The 17,459-nt window shown below is 64.5% G+C and carries 13 protein-coding genes and 1 tRNA gene; 9 read left to right on the top strand and 5 right to left on the bottom strand.

Annotation, left to right across the window (positions count from 1 at the left end; genetic code table 11):
- Positions 1 to 21: 21 nt before the first annotated feature.
- The 4 genes from HNQ40_RS12630 (at position 22) to HNQ40_RS12615 (ending at position 5,817) form a co-directional block, all read left to right on the top strand.
- Complete coding sequence (locus HNQ40_RS12630) at positions 22 to 1,551, top strand: hypothetical protein (protein WP_184678183.1); 1,530 nt, start codon at positions 22 to 24, stop codon at positions 1,549 to 1,551.
- Positions 1,527 to 1,958: a YcfL family protein gene (locus HNQ40_RS12625; protein WP_184678182.1), complete on the top strand. Its 432-nt coding sequence runs from the start codon at positions 1,527 to 1,529 to the stop codon at positions 1,956 to 1,958. Before HNQ40_RS12630 ends, HNQ40_RS12625 begins: the two co-directional genes overlap by 25 nt.
- Positions 1,959 to 1,992: 34 nt before the next feature.
- Complete coding sequence (locus HNQ40_RS12620; RefSeq protein WP_184678181.1) at positions 1,993 to 2,604, top strand: penicillin-binding protein activator LpoB; 612 nt, start codon at positions 1,993 to 1,995, stop codon at positions 2,602 to 2,604.
- Between the two features lie 228 nt (positions 2,605 to 2,832).
- A complete protein-coding gene (locus HNQ40_RS12615) occupies positions 2,833 to 5,817 on the top strand; it encodes a hypothetical protein (protein ID WP_184678180.1) in 2,985 nt (994 codons plus the stop codon).
- 120 nt (positions 5,818 to 5,937) lie between these two features.
- Here the strand turns inward: HNQ40_RS12615 and HNQ40_RS12610 are convergent.
- The 3 genes from HNQ40_RS12610 to HNQ40_RS12600 all read right to left on the bottom strand — a co-directional run bounded on the left by HNQ40_RS12610 (position 5,938) and on the right by HNQ40_RS12600 (position 8,696).
- A tRNA-Ile gene (locus tag HNQ40_RS12610) sits at positions 5,938 to 6,011 on the bottom strand.
- A 176-nt stretch (positions 6,012 to 6,187) separates the two neighbouring features.
- A complete protein-coding gene (gene guaB / locus HNQ40_RS12605; RefSeq protein ID WP_184678179.1) occupies positions 6,188 to 7,669 on the bottom strand; it encodes an IMP dehydrogenase in 1,482 nt (493 codons plus the stop codon).
- Positions 7,670 to 7,838: 169 nt separating this feature from the next.
- Positions 7,839 to 8,696, bottom strand: a complete 858-nt coding sequence (locus HNQ40_RS12600) for a type II secretion system protein (RefSeq protein WP_184678178.1) — start codon at positions 8,694 to 8,696, stop codon at positions 7,839 to 7,841.
- A 764-nt stretch (positions 8,697 to 9,460) separates the two neighbouring features.
- Between HNQ40_RS12600 and HNQ40_RS12595 the strand changes: the two genes are divergently transcribed.
- Complete coding sequence (locus HNQ40_RS12595) at positions 9,461 to 10,342, top strand: hypothetical protein (protein ID WP_184678177.1); 882 nt, start codon at positions 9,461 to 9,463, stop codon at positions 10,340 to 10,342.
- Between the two features lie 89 nt (positions 10,343 to 10,431).
- Here HNQ40_RS12595 and HNQ40_RS12590 read toward each other — a convergent pair whose 3' ends face one another.
- A complete protein-coding gene (locus tag HNQ40_RS12590; protein ID WP_184678176.1) occupies positions 10,432 to 10,989 on the bottom strand; it encodes a pyridoxamine 5'-phosphate oxidase family protein in 558 nt (185 codons plus the stop codon).
- A gap of 171 nt (positions 10,990 to 11,160) precedes the next feature.
- Here HNQ40_RS12590 and HNQ40_RS12585 point away from each other — a divergent pair, with 171 nt between their 5' ends.
- The 4 genes from HNQ40_RS12585 (at position 11,161) to HNQ40_RS12570 (ending at position 15,899) form a co-directional block, all read left to right on the top strand.
- The gene (locus HNQ40_RS12585) at positions 11,161 to 13,011 is read left to right on the top strand and encodes a chloride channel protein (RefSeq protein ID WP_184678175.1); all 1,851 of its coding nucleotides are present in this window, start codon (positions 11,161 to 11,163) and stop codon (positions 13,009 to 13,011) included.
- Positions 13,012 to 13,087: 76 nt separating this feature from the next.
- Positions 13,088 to 13,528 (top strand): ribonuclease P protein component, encoded by a 441-nt coding sequence (rnpA, locus tag HNQ40_RS12580; protein WP_315852788.1) that lies wholly within the window; start codon positions 13,088 to 13,090, stop codon positions 13,526 to 13,528.
- Positions 13,529 to 13,559: 31 nt separating this feature from the next.
- Positions 13,560 to 15,071 (top strand): YihY/virulence factor BrkB family protein, encoded by a 1,512-nt coding sequence (locus HNQ40_RS12575; RefSeq protein ID WP_184678174.1) that lies wholly within the window; start codon positions 13,560 to 13,562, stop codon positions 15,069 to 15,071.
- A gap of 48 nt (positions 15,072 to 15,119) precedes the next feature.
- Positions 15,120 to 15,899: a phytanoyl-CoA dioxygenase family protein gene (locus HNQ40_RS12570; protein WP_184678173.1), complete on the top strand. Its 780-nt coding sequence runs from the start codon at positions 15,120 to 15,122 to the stop codon at positions 15,897 to 15,899.
- 21 nt (positions 15,900 to 15,920) lie between these two features.
- Here the strand turns inward: HNQ40_RS12570 and HNQ40_RS12565 are convergent, their stop codons facing one another.
- Positions 15,921 to 17,426 (bottom strand): sulfatase family protein, encoded by a 1,506-nt coding sequence (locus tag HNQ40_RS12565; RefSeq protein ID WP_221435522.1) that lies wholly within the window; start codon positions 17,424 to 17,426, stop codon positions 15,921 to 15,923.
- Positions 17,427 to 17,459: the final 33 nt, after the last annotated feature.

The following is a 17,459-nucleotide window of genomic DNA, read 5'->3' as shown; positions in this document are numbered from 1 at the left end:
TCGTGCTAGGATAAACCTGTCATGACGCCGCGCTTCCGACCGGCATTTCGATTCATTCGCTTCGTGATGACGGGGCTGGCTTGCGGCGTGTTGCTCGCCTCGATCGGCTGCGCTCAGGCCGATCTATCGAGCGCCCAGAACGCCTACCGCAACGGCAACCTGCCGGGCGCCGAGAAGTGGATCGACCAGTACGTCAAGAACCAGGGCAAGGGCGTCAACCGGGTTATCGCTTACCTCGAGCAAGGCAACATCCGCAGGGACCAGGGCGACCTGCAAGGGAGCCTCGCCGCCTTCGACATCGCCGACGCCGCGATCAACGAGATCGACCTAGCGCCGGACGTGAGTTTGTCGCGTGAGACGTTGGCGGCGTTTTCCAATCTCAACGCCCTGCCCTACCGCGGGACGTACGCCGACCGCATCATGCTCTACACCCTGCGGGCGATGAACTACCTCGAGCTGGGCGACTCCGAACGCGCCCGCGTCGAGCTCCGCCGGGCCTACGAACGCCAGCGGGACGCGATCGCGCTCAACGCCAAGAAACTCGAAGAAGCCCGCGAAGCCGCCAAGGCCGAGTCGGCCGGCAACAACGGATACGACGCCGAGCGTGCCCAGAGCGACCCGAATTTCCAGGCGGGCCTCAACGAGTCTTACGCCGGGCTGAACCAGTACCGCGGCTACGGCGACTACGCCAACCCGTTCGCCGAGTGGCTGCAAGGCATCTACTACTTGGGCGACGCGGCCGACGGCTCGGACGTCGAACGCGGCCGCATGTCGCTCTCGCGCACCGCCGGCATGGTCCCGGGCAACACCTTCCTCGATGCCGACCGCCGCATGGCCGAGAGCATCGCCGGCGGCGGCCCCACGCCCCGCACCACCTGGGTCGTCTTCGCCACCGGCACCGCCCCGCTCCGCGCCCCGATCCGCATCGACATCCCCCTGTTCATCTTCGACGGCAGCGTCGACTACGTCGGGGCCAACTTCCCCATGCTCGTCGAAAACTCCAACTACCTCTCGACGCTCTCCGTTCAGCCCGAGGGCGAGCAGAGCAGCGCCGCGGTCCAGACCCAGCTGCTCGCCGACATGGACTCGATCGTGGGCGAGGAATTCAAGAACGACCTCCCGGTCATCATCACCAAGACATTGATCGCTGCGGGCACCAAGGCCACCACCGCGTACCTCATCCGCAAGAGCCTCGAAGACAGCAACAGCAGCGACAGCCTGACCTCGCTCGTGCGCATCGCCACCACGGTGTACCAATACGCCGCGAACCAGGCCGACCTGCGGACCTGGGGGTCGCTGCCCAAGCAATACCAGATCGCCCGCTTGCCCACGCCCGACTCGGGTAAAATCACGATATCGGCAGGCGGCTACTCGGCGTCTGCGCCCGGCGGCGCCGTCGCCCGCGCCGCGACGCCGATCACCGTCGAACTGCTCCCCGGGGAGTTTAACGTCGTCGTCGTCCGTTCAATCAACACCTACTCCCCCTTCCGTGTCTCTCAGTTTTCTCTTGGAAAGGATGCCCCGCGATGGATCGAACCCTCCGCTCAATAGCTCCGACCCTGCTCCTGGTTGCCTCGCTCCTGGTTCTCCCGGCCTGTCAGACCGTGAACACCACCGAACGCGCCGACCCCGACTACGAACGGGTCTACATCGAAGACGCCCGCGTCACCACCGACAACTCCCTCAAGAAAGCCGCCGGCCTGGTCCGCCTGAACGAGACCACGCTCGACAGCGGCTTCCTCAAAGTACAGGCCGAGGTCTACAACGACACCCGTGAACGCAAGCGTGCCCACTACCGCTTCGAGTGGTTCGACGCCGACGGCATGCTGATCAAGACCTCGCTGTCGAACTGGAAAGCCATCTCGCTGGCAGGCAAAGAATCGCAGTTCATCACCGCGGTGTCCCCGACCAAGACCGCGACCGATTTCCGTCTGAAGCTCATCGAACCCGAAAAATAAAACCCCGACCCGAAACTCCACGCAAGGAAGAACCATGACCAAGCTCCTGTCCACCACCGCCCTGGCCGTCGCCGCCGCGTGCTTCGTCGGCGCCTGCACCAACAACCCCGCCCGCCGGATCGACCCGCAGGGCACCGAAACGATCACGACCTACGACCAGCTCGACATCCAGGACGCCACCGACGCGGCCGCCGAGCTCTCCGAATCGCTGCTCGCCTCGGGCCGACTCGGCAAGGACGGCGAGCCGTCGATCATCGCCATCGACCGCTACATCAACAACACCACCCAGCAGATCGACCGCGACGAGGTCATTAAGAAGATCCGCGTCACCCTCAACAAAGCCGGCGTCGCCCAAACCCTGACCACCATCGACTCCCGAGGCGAGACCGGCGGCGAAAGCAACATCGCCTCGAAGTTCGCCAAGGAAAACATCGACAACGAAGGCAGCGCCGTCACCCCCGACCCACTCGTGCCCGACTACGCCCTGACCTACAAAATCCTGGAAAACAAGGCCCGGGCCGGCAAGATCCGCCAGACCACGTTCACCTTCCAGATGTCGCTGGTCGATGTCCGCAACGGCCTCGCCGTGTGGGAAGACGAGAAGCAGATCACCAAGCAGGGCGACAAGTCCTCGGTCGGTTGGTAAGACCATCCGCTGAGTGAGCGATCGCAGATCGCTACCGCTCCCCGACCGCAGATAACCACAGCCACTCCCTCTTGACCTTGCATGATCCATGCAAGGTCTTTTTTGAGCGGTCGCTCATCGCCCCGCGTGTGCCGTGCCCGAACCCCTTCGCCTTGCTGCCTACAAATCGAATACGCTATCGCTATGCACGGGGTAAAAAACACCGCAACGAAATCGTCAGTCTTTTCGATGACCTATCGAAACCGCAGTCTGTATATCGCGGCGTGTTTCGTTGCGGCGTGCATGAGTGTCGCCGCATCCGCCGAGCCGCTCACCGCCGCGATCCTGGGGTGGAGCGTGGACGACGACCACTACGTTTCCCACCGCGAAGCCGCGCAACTCACCGACTGGCTGGAGGCCGAGCTGTCCGCGGATGAGCAGTACCGGTGGGTGGACCGCGCCACCCTGGAGGCGACCCGTGAAGAGCTCTCGCTCGCCGCGGCCGGCGGGATCGCCGACCCCGCGACCTGGCTGCGTGTCGGGCTCTGGGTCCAGGCCGACCTGATCGTCACCGGCCGGGCGGAATCCAAAAGCGACGGCTGGACCCTCACCGGCCAGGTCATCGACGTAGAACGCGCCGACGTGCTGGTCTCCTGGGAAACGAAAATCCCCGGCGAAGACAAAAAGCCGTTGGACTTGGCCGGCCTGGACATCGCGGCCTGGCTGAGTGCGGCACAACAAGCGGTCGGGGAAGCGAAAGCGATTTACGACGCGTCGCGAACACAGGTGGCGGTCGCCGTACTGCAGTTCGAAAACACCACGGATGTCGGTCGGCGGCTGGACCACCTGGAATACAAACTGGAGCGCGTCCTGCCCGAGGCTTTCAAGCAAGACGCCCGGCTCAGGCTCTTGCGTTTCCCCGGCGCTCCCCAGGCCACCGCCGAACACGAACTGGTCCTCAGCGGCTTGGCGGCCGACCGGGACGGCGCTCCACGACGGATCGCGGATGCGTACGTGTGGGGCCAGTACCGCGAGGTGGATTGGCAGGGCGTGCCGTTCCGCAAAGTGAAGGTCGAGTTCACGCTCCATCTCTGGGACGGCAACGGCCCGCCGATCGAACGCGTCTTCCACGGCCTGGCCGGGGAACAACCTGCGCTGCTGAAAGACGTGATCGAGACGATCCTGGAATGGGCCGGCCAACAAACCGCCGACAACACCGCCGCGCACAACACCGAGATCGCCCGGCAGATTTCCCAAACCCTGCAGGCACGAGCCACCCGCTTGCAGGCCATCAACCGGGGCAACGAGTGGGATGTCACCAACGGCTTCCGTCACCGGTGGCGACGCACGGTTCGTTTGTTGGAAATCGCCTACTTCTTCGACGCCGAAAACGCCGACCTCCACCGCGAACTGCTCGCCGAGCGCTACCGCGACGACCTGTCGTACCTCAATCGGGTGCTCTACGGCGAGCCGTGGCGGCGGTCGGCGCTGGACGCCGAGATCCAACACCACGTCGACCGCTTCGGTTTCGACGTCACCTGGCCGACCTCGTTCCGCACCCCCAGCGGCGGATCCCTGACCGACAACCGGTTCCCCCACGGGGGAAAGATGAGTGTCGCGGCGTTGCATAGCCTGAACCGGCCGCTGCGAGGCGGCACGGGCCTGCGCGAAACGCCGAGAGACATACGCAAGCAAGAGATCGAGCGCTACCAAAAGCTCGCGATCCGCCGGGCCCACGCCGCGCTCGAAGCCCACCCCGACCTCGACACGTTGAAAGCAGCCCTGGGTTTAGAGCTTGCCGACGGCGCCAAGACCAAGGCAGATCTGCTCGAACACTTTTGGCCCAAGCTCGATCTCCAGGTCCAACGCAACCAGCACAAGTGGCAAGCCCAACTCATCCGCAAAACGCTGGGCGCGGCGGGACGCGAAACGGAAGCGCAGGCCTACATCGACCAACTGGAAATCGTTGACCCGCCTCGCCGAGCGCGGCGTGACCCCGACACCCTGCCGTCCGACACCGGGCCGTTCAGCGACAACATGGATTTCCTGCCGCGGCTCACCCAGCTGACCGCCCCGACCGACGGCTGGCCGCCCTTGCTCGAGGCCGAGGTCCGCCCGTTCAAGCTGCCGGGATTCTCTTATTACGAATTCCCCCAGATGTGGCGGCACGGCGAATCGCTGTGGATCAACGTCTTACTCGAGAGCCACCGGCGACGCACCAGCGAACTCAACATCTGGCGATACACTCCCGCCGACGAGAAATGGCACGGCACAACCGGGTGGATACGCACCAACCGACGCGTCACCAAAGCCCTGCCGTCCCCCGCGTTTGATCCCGACAGCGTGTGGCTGGCGACCGAGGGCCACAGCGTCGGCCGGCTCGACGCCACCACCGGTGAGTCGAAGGTCTACGGCCCGCTGGTCGGCCTGACCTCGACCCGGTTCCGCGACGCCGTCACCACACGCGACCGCCTGATCTTCGGCGGCGGCGAACGCGGCGAGCACGGGCAGCTCAACATGTACCTCCCCGCAAGCGAAGACTGGGTAGCGTTCGCGGTGCCCACCGATCTGTATGACGGCGCCCTGATCGAGCGTCTCACGGCCACCGACGAAACCGTGCTGGTTGCCGGCACGCACTGGGGCAGCTCGCCGATCCTCCTCCGCTTCGACCTGGCTTCCGGAGCGTGGACGCCGATGCGATCGCAATGGCTGGACCACGTGCGTCAGGCCGAGGACACCCAGGAGCTCCGGCCGCAGCCCCGCACCGATCGGCTTAATCCCGACGTCCTGTACCGCGACCCGGACGGCAAAACCCTCTGGCTCGGGAGCCCCTTCGGCCTCACCCGCTACCGCCCCGCCGAGGACACCATGGACACGTGGTTCGCCCGCCCGCCGGCCCACCCCGACGACCCGCCGAGCGACGGCGAGCCGCCCGTCCGCCTCTTCGGCGTCATCTCGGCGATCGAAGCCCTGCCCGACGGCCGACACCTCGTGGTCGCCACCGACAGCCACCAGAGCCGACGCGGCCTGGGCGGCTCGAACATCGGCCATTACCTGTTCGTCTTCGACAAACAAACCGAGCAATGGGTGGGATACCTCCCGCTGCCGTTTTCGGGCTATGCCCGCGTCCGGCAACTGCTCGCCCACGAGTCCGAACTGTGGCTGAGCACCACACGGGGCAATGTCGAGGTGCGCGTCCTCGATCTCGATGCGCTGGGCTTACCGACCCCCTAGCTCTTGATGCAGATACAAAAACAGCGAGCTGTTGAAGCTCGCCTTGCCTCGACCCGTGGCCCCGAATTGAAGGAACCCACGATCGGTAAATTCTGGGTGCAGGCGGTGCTGTGCCTGCAATGGGCCCGGTAGGATTCGAACCTACGACCTCACCCTTATCAGGGGTGCGCTCTAACCAGCTGAGCTACGAGCCCGATCCACGCCAGAAGCATGGCGGCTGTCCGACCGGGCGACGCCGCGGGCGGCCCGGCATTATGACAAAATTTTTCCGGAATGCCAACACGGCCCAACGTTGCTCGATCCGGCACTCGTTTCCGCCGGAATCACCGGGCGATCGCCGACCGAATCCCCAGCGGACGACGGGCAGAAGTTACGGCGAATCTCGGACCTCGACCGTGTAGTTGGGGCTTTCGCGGGTGATGCTGATGTCGTGGGGGTGGTTCTCGGCGAGGGTGGCGCCGCTGACCCGGACGAACTGGCCGTGCTCACGCAGGTCGTCGATCGTCTGCGTGCCGCAGTAGCCCATGCCCGCCTTGAGGCCGCCGACCATCTGGTAGACGAAATCGCTGAGCGGGCCGCGGTAGGGCACGCGGCCCTCGACGCCCTCGGGGACGAGCTTGTCCTTCTTGGTGACGCCCTTCTGCGAGTAGCGGTCGGCCGAGCCCGCGAGCATCGCGCCTTGGCTGCCCATGCCGCGGTAGGTCTTGTAGCGTCGGCCGTGGTGGATCACCAGGTCGCCGGGCGATTCATCCAGACCGGCGAAGAGGCTGCCGAGCATGACCAGTGAAGCACCGGCGGCGATGGCTTTGGTGATGTCGCCGGAGTGGCGGATGCCACCGTCGGCGATGACGGGGATGTCGGCCTCGCTGGCGGCACGACACGCGTTGAAGATCGCGGTGACCTGCGGGACGCCGACGCCCGAGACGATGCGGGTGGTGCAGATCGACCCCGGGCCGATGCCGACCTTGACCGCATCGGCCCCGGCCTCGATGAGGTCGCGGGCCCCCTGCTCGGTCGCGATGTTGCCGGCAATCACGTCGATGGTGTAGCGGGCCTTGATCGCCCTGACGGTGTCCATGACGTTGCCGCTGTGGCCGTGGGCCGAGTCGACGATGATGACATCCACCTCGGCCCCGATCAGGGCATCGACCCGATCCATCTGGTGCACACCCACGGCGGCCCCGACCCGCAGCCGGCCGCGGTCGTCGCGGCACGCCAGGGGGAACGCGTCCTGCTTGGCGATGTCGCCCATGGTGATCAGTCCGGTGAGGCGGCCGTCGTTGTCGATCAGCAGGAGCTTCTCGACCTTGTTGGTGTTGAGGATGGTCTCGGCCTTTTCGAGCGTGGTCTCCGGCGACGCGGTGACCAGGCGGTCCTTGGTCATGACCTCGTGCAACGGCGTGGCGTCGTCGGTGAGGAACATCATGTCCCGACGGGTGACGATGCCCACGACCTTGCCGCGGGAGGTGCCGTCGAGGGTGACGGGCACGCCGGAGATCTTCTGCTCGTTCATCAGCCGCCGGACCTCGGAGGCGGGGGCCTCGGGGGGCAGGGTGACTGGGTCGGTGATGACGCCGTTGGCCGAGCGTTTGACCTTGGTGACCTCGCGGACCTGGTCCTCGATGGACAGGTTCTTGTGGATCACGCCGAGGCCGCCCTGCTGGGCGAGGGCGATGGCCAGGGCCGACTCGGTCACGGTGTCCATGGGCGAGGACAGCACGGGGATATTGAGCCGGATATTCCGGGTCAGCCGGGTGGAAGTATCGGTCTGGTTGGGGACGACGTCGCTGCGGGCGGGCAGCAGGAGCACGTCGTCGAAAGTGATTCCGTCGGAGAGGATCTTGGGTTCCATGTCTTAGTATCCCGAGTAACGGGAGTAGCGTCAACATGGGAAAATGGTGAGGACGACCGAATGCCGGTTCGGGGTGAAGGGCCCTCAAAAAAACAAGCCGACCCCTTTCGGGGCCGGCTCGTGTTTCAAATTGCGAGATGCAATTCAGACAACTCAAATGCAGTGGAGATTAGCCACGCATGTTGTAGTAGTCGCCATCTTCTTGCTCGAGCTTCAGAGCGGCGTTCGAGTTGGCCGCACCACCGTTGGTGTAGTCTTCGTTGTCGGTACCACCAGCGTTGGAGAAGATGTTGTCGTTGTCAACCGCTTGAGCGTTGCCGTACTTGGTTTGCTCAAACTCAGCGGTGGTTTCGAACGAGGTCGAGTTGTCGTTGCGGGTCACACCACCACGCCAGTCGCCGGAGTCCAGTTCGGTCCAGACCGAGCTGATGTCGGTACCGGCGGTCGCGTCGTTGCCGGTGTTGAGGTCGGCGATGATGATGGCGGCGGTGTTGAGGGTTTCCTTCCACTCGATCGCACGGGTACCACCGGCGGTGGTCACAGCGGGAGCATCACCAACGTTCAGGCCCGAGTTGTCGCCCAGGTCGAGCATGGCGTACGAGTAGTTGGTGCGGGCCACGGGGTCGTCCACAGCCACTTCGGTCGCGCCCGAGTCGGCGGGGTTGAGCACGTAGTCGGGGGTGAAGAAGTTGCCGTTGAGCATCTTCGCGACGACGTCACGTTGGCTGCCGATGGCTTGGCCGCCGTAACCGTCCGAGTTGGGGGTGGTGTTGTTGGCGACGTCGAAGTCAACCAGGTCGCCCGAGCCGTCCAGGACGGGGAAGTAACCATCGTTACCACCCTTCTTGTTGGATTGGGCGAAGGTGACGAAACCTTGGTGGATACCACGCAGCTGCGTGTTGTTAGCCATCTGACGGGCGGTACGACGAGCCGCACCGAGGGCCGGCAGAAGGATGCCGATGAGCAGGGCGATGATCGAGATCACGACCAGCAGTTCGATGAGGGTAAAACCTTTTTGACGTTGCATGAAAACTCCTAGATGAAAAAAACAAACCACGATGAGGGGCGAAAATGGTTACCGCGAGTCGCGGGATGAAAGCCGTTAAATCCGCTGAGCCGATCGGCGGGAGCAATCGCAACCTGCCGAAGACAGACAACAAGATGGAAAATGGCGTTTACGGGAAGCGGGCTTTCGGGTACTCAGGCACCGGTCTGGCCATCCAGCGGCCGGTATTGGGGGGAAACTGGCAGGAGCGACTCGGGGGGTCATTTTCGCGGAGCTGGTGGGTGAACGTACACGCCACATTCAGCTCACGTGGAGCCGTTACGCAGGCTCCAGAACAAACAGGCAAATTCAGTCCATAAAATCGAAGGCGGAGATAAGGATTCCGTCGATTGAGTTTGTGTGAACCACTAAAAAAGAACTTCAGCGAAAGAACGAAAATCCGCTTTCACAGCAGGTGTATTTTAACCCCTGCCGCACGAGAGCGTTATCAGTGAATCCCTGATTACACCCTCAGTTAACACTCGCGCCAGGGGCTTCCTATAGCGAGTTTATCAACGATAACCGAGCTTAACACCCCGTGTCAAGGATTCTGATACACACGAAGAATCGCGTCATCGCCTACATTCAGCGGATCTGGACATGGATGGCTCGAAATCCCCCTCAATGGGCGTCAAACCAACTTTTTTCGCGATTTGAGCTACGTCAGTCCGCACGATTTTTTTTCAACTAAACTATTTTTTCGGACCCGATTCGCCTTTTTTTACCCCGCCCGGAGCTTTCTGGACATGCTGCCAAGTCAGACCCAACGCGTCCTGATGCTCTTTGCCGTGATCATCGGCACCGTCGCGTGGTGGTGGCTTGGTGGGTTCCTGCCGCCCAGCGATGGGCTGCACGGCTGGTCACTCTTTGACGCCAGCACCGGTAAGGCCCCCGCCGTCGGACTCCTGCTGCTGACCGCCCTGCCCGCGTTGCTCGCCGCCAGCTTCGTGGCCGTCTCCGGCAACCCCATCTCGGGGGTCTTCTGCGTCGCCCTGGCGGGCACCATCGCCCACCACGGCAACGGCTTCGCGGGCGTGGCCCGACGCGCAGCCGACTCCGGCGGACAGTCGGCGCTCTTCCCGCAGCTCGCGGTTGAGTTGATCCTGGGTATCGCCCTGCTCGCGTTGCTGCTGCTGGGCCTGCAGGCGGCGCGGCGGCTGTGGGTGCAACGGGTCCCCCTCCGGTTGCGCAGCCGGCACCTCGGCGAACAGCTCGACCTCTTGAAACTCGACCAGAAGTCCCTCACCGCGGGCCTGGTCACCGCCGCGATCGGTGCGGTGCTCAGCGCGGGGCTGCTCCGCAACGAAGACCCACAACAAGTCGCGGGTGGGCTGGTGTTGGCGTTTAGCCTGGCGGCGCTCATCGGCCACGCGGTGTCGCCCAACCATCGCCCGTTTGCGTCACTCATCGCCCCGGCCGTGGTGGGCATCGTGGGGTACGCCTGGGCCTGGCAAAGCCTCCGCGGCACCGCGGAAAACGATGCACTGCTCGGCGCGTTGTACGGCAACGAATTGCCCGGCCTCGCGATGGGACTGCCGCTGCACTACCTCACCGCGGGCGTGCTGGGCTGCACCATCGGCATCGGCATCGGCCAACTCGTCGAGAAAGCCAAGCTCGCCGAGGGATAAACCACGGCAAAGCACACACACCGGAAGTTATTTGTCTTGGTCCCCTCTACCCCGGGAGAGGGAGCCAAACCGATCCACAAAGACAATTCTCACACCGGCAACCCGGGCAGGCCGTCGAGGCTCGTGCGGTTTTTGTTGCGTTGGTACCGCTCAACGCCCTCAGTCCCCTGCTTCTCGGCCCAATCGGTCAGCTCGGTGCGCTGCTCCTTGTACTCCATCAGCGGCACGCCGTATCCGCAGGAGTCGGCGATGCGGTCGGCGTGGATGCGGATGACCGAACGCACGCCCGGCCCGTCGCCCTGCTCGGGGAAGTGGGCCAAAAGCGACTCGAACGCTTCGTGCTCGGGCAGCACCACCTCGCCCCGCCCCTGGATGCGGAAGATGTTGGGTCGGCCCTCGAAGGCGCAGAACATCAGGCAGATCCGGCTGTTCTCGTTGAGGTGGGCGATAGTCTCCACGCCCGACCCGGTGAGGTCGAGGTACGCCACGGTCTGGTCGTCCAGCACCACGAACGTGCCGTCGAGGCCTTTGGGCGATAGGTTGATCAGGCCGTCGTCCGCGAGCGGCGCGGTGGCGACGAAGAACATCTTCTGCTCGGCGATGAATTGCTTCTGCTTGGCGTTGAGTTTGGGGCGTGATTCGTCCATGCGGCCAGTATAGGCGGGGGTATTGGAAATCAGCCGTGTTTCGTAGGTCAGGTCTTCGACCTGACACGAGACTGAAAACACTTGGTGTCAGGTCGAAGACCTGACCTACCGACAGCGAGTTGTCCAAGGGCCAAAGATGCGGATCGTGACCCTGATCTTTACACTGCTCAGATGGCCAAAGGCCTCAAGCTCACCGACCGACTGAACCGCCGCCTGATCGAGAGCGGCTTCTCCAAGGACTGGTACCTCATCCCCCTGGCCGCGGTCATCGGTGCGCTCACCGGGCTGCTCGCCACCGGCTTCGACCTGCTGGTCGAGTCCTCGGGCCACTTCTTCTTCGGCGTGCTGGGCCAACAACGCTTCCCCGGCTCACGGCTGGCGCTCTTGGTCATCCTCCCAGCCCTGGGCGGGCTGTTGGTGGGCCTGATCATCCGATACGCGGGCAAGAACAAGAGCGAGCCGGGCATCCCCGACGTCGTCGAGTCCCTGGCCCGTCGGCACGGCGAGATCCCCGCACGCAGCGGCGGGCTGAAAATGGTCACTTCCTCCATCACCATCGGCTCGGGCGGCTCGGCGGGGGTCGAGGGGCCGATCATCACCATCGGCTCGTCCATGGGCTCGACCATCGCACGCCTGCTACACATCGGCCGGGAGCACATGCAGACCATGGTCGGCTGCGGGGCCGCCGCGGCGACGGCCGCGATCTTCAACGCCCCCATCGCCGGGGTCATCTTCGTCCTGGAGATCATCCTCCGGGACTTCTCGCTGCGGACCTTCATCCCGATCGTCGTCGCCAGCGTGTTCGGCACGGCCGTCGCCCACGCGGTCCTCGGCGAAAACCAGGCTGTGTTCTACGTCCCCGAGGTCGTCACCGGCGGCTACGGCTTCGCGGTGTGGGAGGTCGGGCACTACATCGTGCTCGGCGTGCTGTGCGGACTTCTTGGCGCCCTGTTTATCCGCTCGCTGCGCCTCAGCGAGAAGTGCTGGAACGCGATCAAGCTGCCGTTCTGGATCAAGCCCGCGCTGGGCGGGGCGCTGCTCGGGCTACTGGGCGTGGGCTTCTACCTGATGGGCTACGGCAACGAGCCGGTCGTGAACCACAGCCCCCCCACCTTCTTCAGCAACGGCTACCCCGTCATCACCGCCCTGCTCAACCCCGAGTCCTACCTCCCCGACCACCCCGACGAGCCCGGCGTGATCCGCAACGCTACGCTCGCCCTGCTCGCGCTCACCCTCGCGTTCAAGCTGGTGGGCACCTGCCTGACCATCGGGTCCGGCGGCTCGGGCGGCGTCATCGCGCCAAGCCTGCTCATGGGCGCGACCTTGGGCGGCGGCTTCGCCATGATCTGCCAGCACCTGGGCATCCTCCCCGAAGGCGGCACGCCCGCCACGTTCGCCCTCGCCGGCATGGCGGGCGTCATCGCCGCGGTGGCCCACTGCCCGCTGACCGCGTTTCTTTTGGTCTTTGAGATCACGGCCGACTACCAGGTCATCCTGCCGGTCATGCTCGTGGCGATCCTCGCAACGACCGTCGCCCAGCTCATCTTCCGCGACTCGATCTACGCCCTCTGGCTCCGCGACCGCGGGATCAAGATGGGCACCTACTCCGACCTGACGCTCTTGCGTCGCATGACGTGTCATGATGTGCCGCTGACCCCGGCCGTGATGGTGCAGCCGGATGACCCCGCCGCCCGGCTGATCGAGCTGGCCGAGGACTACGCGGTCGTGGACTACGTGGTCACCGACGAGGCGGACCGCTACCTGGGCATGGTCGTCGGGCAGGACGTGCGGGCGACGCTCGTCCAGCGCGACGCGATCCCGCTGATGATCGTCTCCGAACTCATGCGGACCAACCTGCCGACGGTGGCTCCACACCAGACGCTGGACGTCATCCTCGAGCAGTTCGCCAAGCACGACGTCGCCAGCCTCGCGGTGGTCGACGGCAGCGACGTCATCAAAGGCGTCATCACCCGGTCGCGCCTGATGCGGCAGTATCAGTCGACGCTGAGCGAGCGAGGATGAGACGATTTCGGATTTCGGATTTATGATTTCGGAATCGCCCGGTAGCGGGCTCTGCTAAACACCGCGAGGTTTCCGTATCCGAAATCCGAAATCCGAAATCCGAAATCGCTTCACCCACGCGCACCGCCTCCACGGCCGACGCGCGTTCTCCGCGGTGTTCGACGCCAAGGTCCGCAAGAACGCGGGACCGCTCTTGCTGTTCACCATGCCCAACGACCTGCCGCACTGGCGACTCGGGCTGAGCGTCAGCCGACGCGTGGGCAACGCCGTGACCCGCTCCCGACACAAGCGGATGCTGCGCGAGGCCTTCCGCCTGACCCAGAACACGTGGCCGAAGCGTGCCGGAGCCGATCCTGAGCAGCCCGCGTGCGGCTACGACCTGGTCGTCGTCGTCCGGCCCCACGAACTGATGTCGCTGGAGGACTACCAGCGCCAGTTATTCTCGGGCGTGGCCGCGGCCCACCGCACGTGGGAGAAGCGTCTGCGAAACGCCGATGACACTCAGGGGCCGGATTGACACCCATGGGGGTACACTCGGCCCCGCGACCATGAAAGAACTGGTGCAACAACTCGTCGGCTCGATCCGCCGCCTGTTCACCCAGCCCTTGAGCGAACTCAACCGCTGGCAGCTCACGGTGCGCTACGCCGTGGGCATCGCCCGCTACGGCGCCCACGAGCTCCGCGAAGACCGCGCCTCGCAAATGGCCGCCGCCCTGACCTACCGCACGATCTTCAGCCTCATCCCCGTGTTCGTGTTGTCGCTGTTGGTCTTCAACGCCTTCGGCGGGTTCGAGTCGGTCGGCGGCAACCTCCGCGACACCATCTACGACTACCTCGGGCTGTCTGACATCCAGATCGAAGAGATCGACGACACCGCCGAGGACATGGACATCGCCCCCGGCCCGCCGGTCGTGACCCCCGAGGGCGACACCCTCCCTTCGCCTTACGACCCAAGCACCGATGGGGCCGACACGCCCGCCAACGCCCAGACCACCAACGCCGCGCCCACCGCCGAGGAAACCCAGGCCCGCGTCGACCAGCTGCTGACCAACCTGCAGAACCAGGTCGCGTCGGTCGACTTCACCAGCATCGGCCTCGTCGGCCTGGCCCTGCTGATCTGGGCCGCGATCAGCCTGGTGGTCTCGCTCGAAAACTGCTTCAACCGGGTGTACCACGCCCCGCAGGGCCGGCCCTGGCACCTGCGGGTCACGATCTACTGGGCCGTCATCACGCTCGGCCCGGTCCTCTTGGCCCTGAGCTTCTACGTCACCAACCAACTGATCGCCACCGCTCAGACGGTCACCGGCGGCGCTTGGCTCCTCAAGCTGCTCACCCCGTCTTTCTCGCTCGCCGCCACCTGGTTGCTGCTCATCCTGATCTACAAACTCCTGCCCGCCGCCAAGGTCCAGCTCCGCGCGGCGCTCATCGGCGCGCTGGTCGCCGCGATCATGTGGGAGCTCAGCAAGCTGGGGTTCCGCTTCTACGTGCAGCGCGCGGTGGGTTATTCGAGGCTCTACGGCTCGCTCGGCCTCGTGCCGTTATTCCTGCTCTGGCTCTACGTCACCTGGATCGTCATCCTCTTCGGCCTGGAGATCAGCTACATCGTCCAGACCGTCAAGGGCAGCCGGTTCATCCGCCAACGCCCCAGCGACGACCAGTCCGACGCCATCGTCGACAGCTCGGCCATCCTCGCGGTCGCCACCGCTTTCGCCAAAGCCTTCGACCGGGGCCAAACCCTCGGCCTCACCCAGCTCACCACCACCACCGGCCTCCCCGCCCGCGCGGTCTCCGCCATGGTCCGGTCTCTCCACCACTCCGGGCACCTGCACCTGCTCGAAGCCGACGACGAAAACCCCGGCGAGTACATCCTCGCCCGCCCCGCCGAGATGATCCCCGTCGCAGAATTGCTCGGCATCGCCCGCGACACCGCCACCCGCAGCAACAACTCACGGTTCAAGGAGCTGGTCGCCAAGCTGCAGGACGCCCAGCAACAGGCGACCCGCGACCAGACCCTCCGCGACCTGGTCGGCCCCTCGGCCCAGGAAACGCCCACCGACTGAATCGCTTCGCCTACACTGCTCGCGTCTTCTCCCTTCCGCGAGCAGCCCATGCCCCTGACGCTTCAACAGAAACAAGACTTCCACCGCGACGGCTACCTCGTCCTCCCCGGCGCGATCGCCCCGACGATGATCGAACGCGCCCGCGCCGCGATCAACCACGACATCGGCACCAACGGCCTACACCCCGACGAACTCCGGAAATTCGCCGCGACCAGCTCCTGCCCCACCCTGCGAGAGCAGCCCGTCCTCACCGACCTGTTCAATGAGTCGCCGGTGTTCGAGGCGTGCGAATCGTTGATGGGAGCGGGCAACGTCCTGCCCGCCAAGATTGTCCAGATCGCTCTGCGTTACCCGCGCATCGCCGAGGACCAACCCCGCGAGTTCCGCGGCCACCTCGACGGCGTCGGCTCCGACACCAACGGCGTGCCCAAGGGCACCTACCTCCGAAACTTCACCGCCCTCGCCGTCGTGCTGCTCAACGACCTGCCCGAGCCCTTCCGCGGCAACTTCACCGTCTGGCCCGGCTCGCACCAGGCGTGTGCGGACTACTTCAGCTCCGCCGACCGCGCCGAGGCGATCAAGGCCGGGCGTCTCGAATACGACCTGCCCCAACCCCCGATCCAGATCACCGGCAAGGCGGGAGACGTCTGCATCACCCACCACAACCTCTGGCACGGCGCCGCCCCCAACTACAGCCCCGACATCCGCTACGCCGCCATCTTCCGCGCCCAACACAAAGACGTGAAAACCAACAACACCGAGGCGATGACCGACCTCTGGCGCGAATGGGACGGCGTCCGCGCGGCGTTGCCGTCGTCCAAAGCCTAACTCGCTGTCAGTGACATCAGCTCACGGCAGTTCACTGGTGATGTGTTTGTATTTCTCCACCAGCTCATCGTAATCGGGGATGCGTTCGGGCCGGGAGCGATCAAAGAAGTCCGGATCACCGTTGAGACGCGGGTCGCCCTGCGTTTTCAGCTCGGCAAACAGCGCCTGCTTCATCTCCTCACGCTTCGCCGAATAGGCCGGGTCGCTGGCGAGATTGTGCAAACAGAACGGGTCGACCGTGATGTCGTACAACTCTTCCTGCGGGCGCTTTCCGAAGCTGAATCGGTAGAACGCCGTGTCGTGGTGTTGCTCAAGAATGTTCATCTTGGTCGGGCTCCAGTCCGTATCGCGGTAGAGCGATTCGGGTGTGCCGCTGGGCCAACGATCGGGCTCGAAGTTGTGCATGTACACCAGGTCGCCGTGGTGGAGGCTCCGGACCGGGTAGCCCCAGCCGTGGGGCCGGCACATGTCGTTGCGTTCACGGCCGGTGAGGACGTGCTCACGGCCATCCACTTCATTGGCGAAGAAGTCCGACAAGCTCCGACCTTCGATGGGTTGCATCGCCGCTTCATCCTCAGCCACCCCCGCCGCTTCGAGGAACGTCGGCGCCAAGTCTGTAAAGCTCGCAAATTCAACACAGCGTCGCCCAGGAGATTCGATCCTGCCCGACCACTTCACCACAAACGGAATGCGTGTCGCGAACTCGTGCGGGTGGCCCTTGTAGCGGGGGAACGGCATGCCGTTGTCCGATGTGGCGATGATCAGTGTGTTCTCGAGTTCGCCGAGTTCTTCGAGGTGCGCGAGGATCTCTCCCAGGTGGCGATCGAAATACTCCACCTCGATCGCGTAATCGAGGATGTCGTGTTTGACCGCGTCCTCTTCCGGCCAGAACGGCGGGATGAAGTCCAGATCACCAAACGTCTTACCCAGCCGCTGGCCAGACTTGAATTCGTACCCGCGGTGGGGCTCCTTCGCGCCGTACCAGAAGAAAAACGGCTGCCCCTCGGGCTTGTCGGCCATGAACTGCTTGAAGTTGGCCGAGTAATCAAACGCCGCGATGGCCTTGGTCAGCTTGGATTCGACTTCGAGGCTGTTATACGCCTTGCCGGTGAGTTGTCGGCCCTTGGGATGGATGCCCGGGTTCCAGCCCTTGCCGGTGAACCCCGCGAAGTAGCCGTGGTCTTCGAGCGCCTCAACCACGCTCTTGAACTTCAACGGCCAGACGGGCTTGTGGTTACCCGCGCCCTCGAGCTGCCAGGGGTTACGCCCGGTCAGCAACACCGCCCGCGACGGGGCACACTTGCTGCTGGGGGTGTACATGCGTTCAAACAGCAAGCCTTCTGCCGCGATCGCGTCGAAGTGGGGTGTCGAAACAAACTCGTAGCCGTACGCACTGGCGTGCGACATGTCGTCGGCGATCGCGAAGAGGATGTTGGGGCGCTTCACCGGGTCGGCCACCGCGCCCGAACCCAAAAACACCGCGCAAAACAAAGCACACAACGCCATCGAATCAAATACACGACGCACGAAAGCCGCCTTTCAGGAGAGGCTCATGAAACA

It is taken from the genome of Algisphaera agarilytica (genome assembly GCF_014207595.1).
GTDB lineage: Bacteria > Planctomycetota > Phycisphaerae > Phycisphaerales > Phycisphaeraceae > Algisphaera > Algisphaera agarilytica.
Note: the sequence above shows the minus strand (reverse complement) of the source record. Positions and strands in the feature narration are given on the sequence as shown.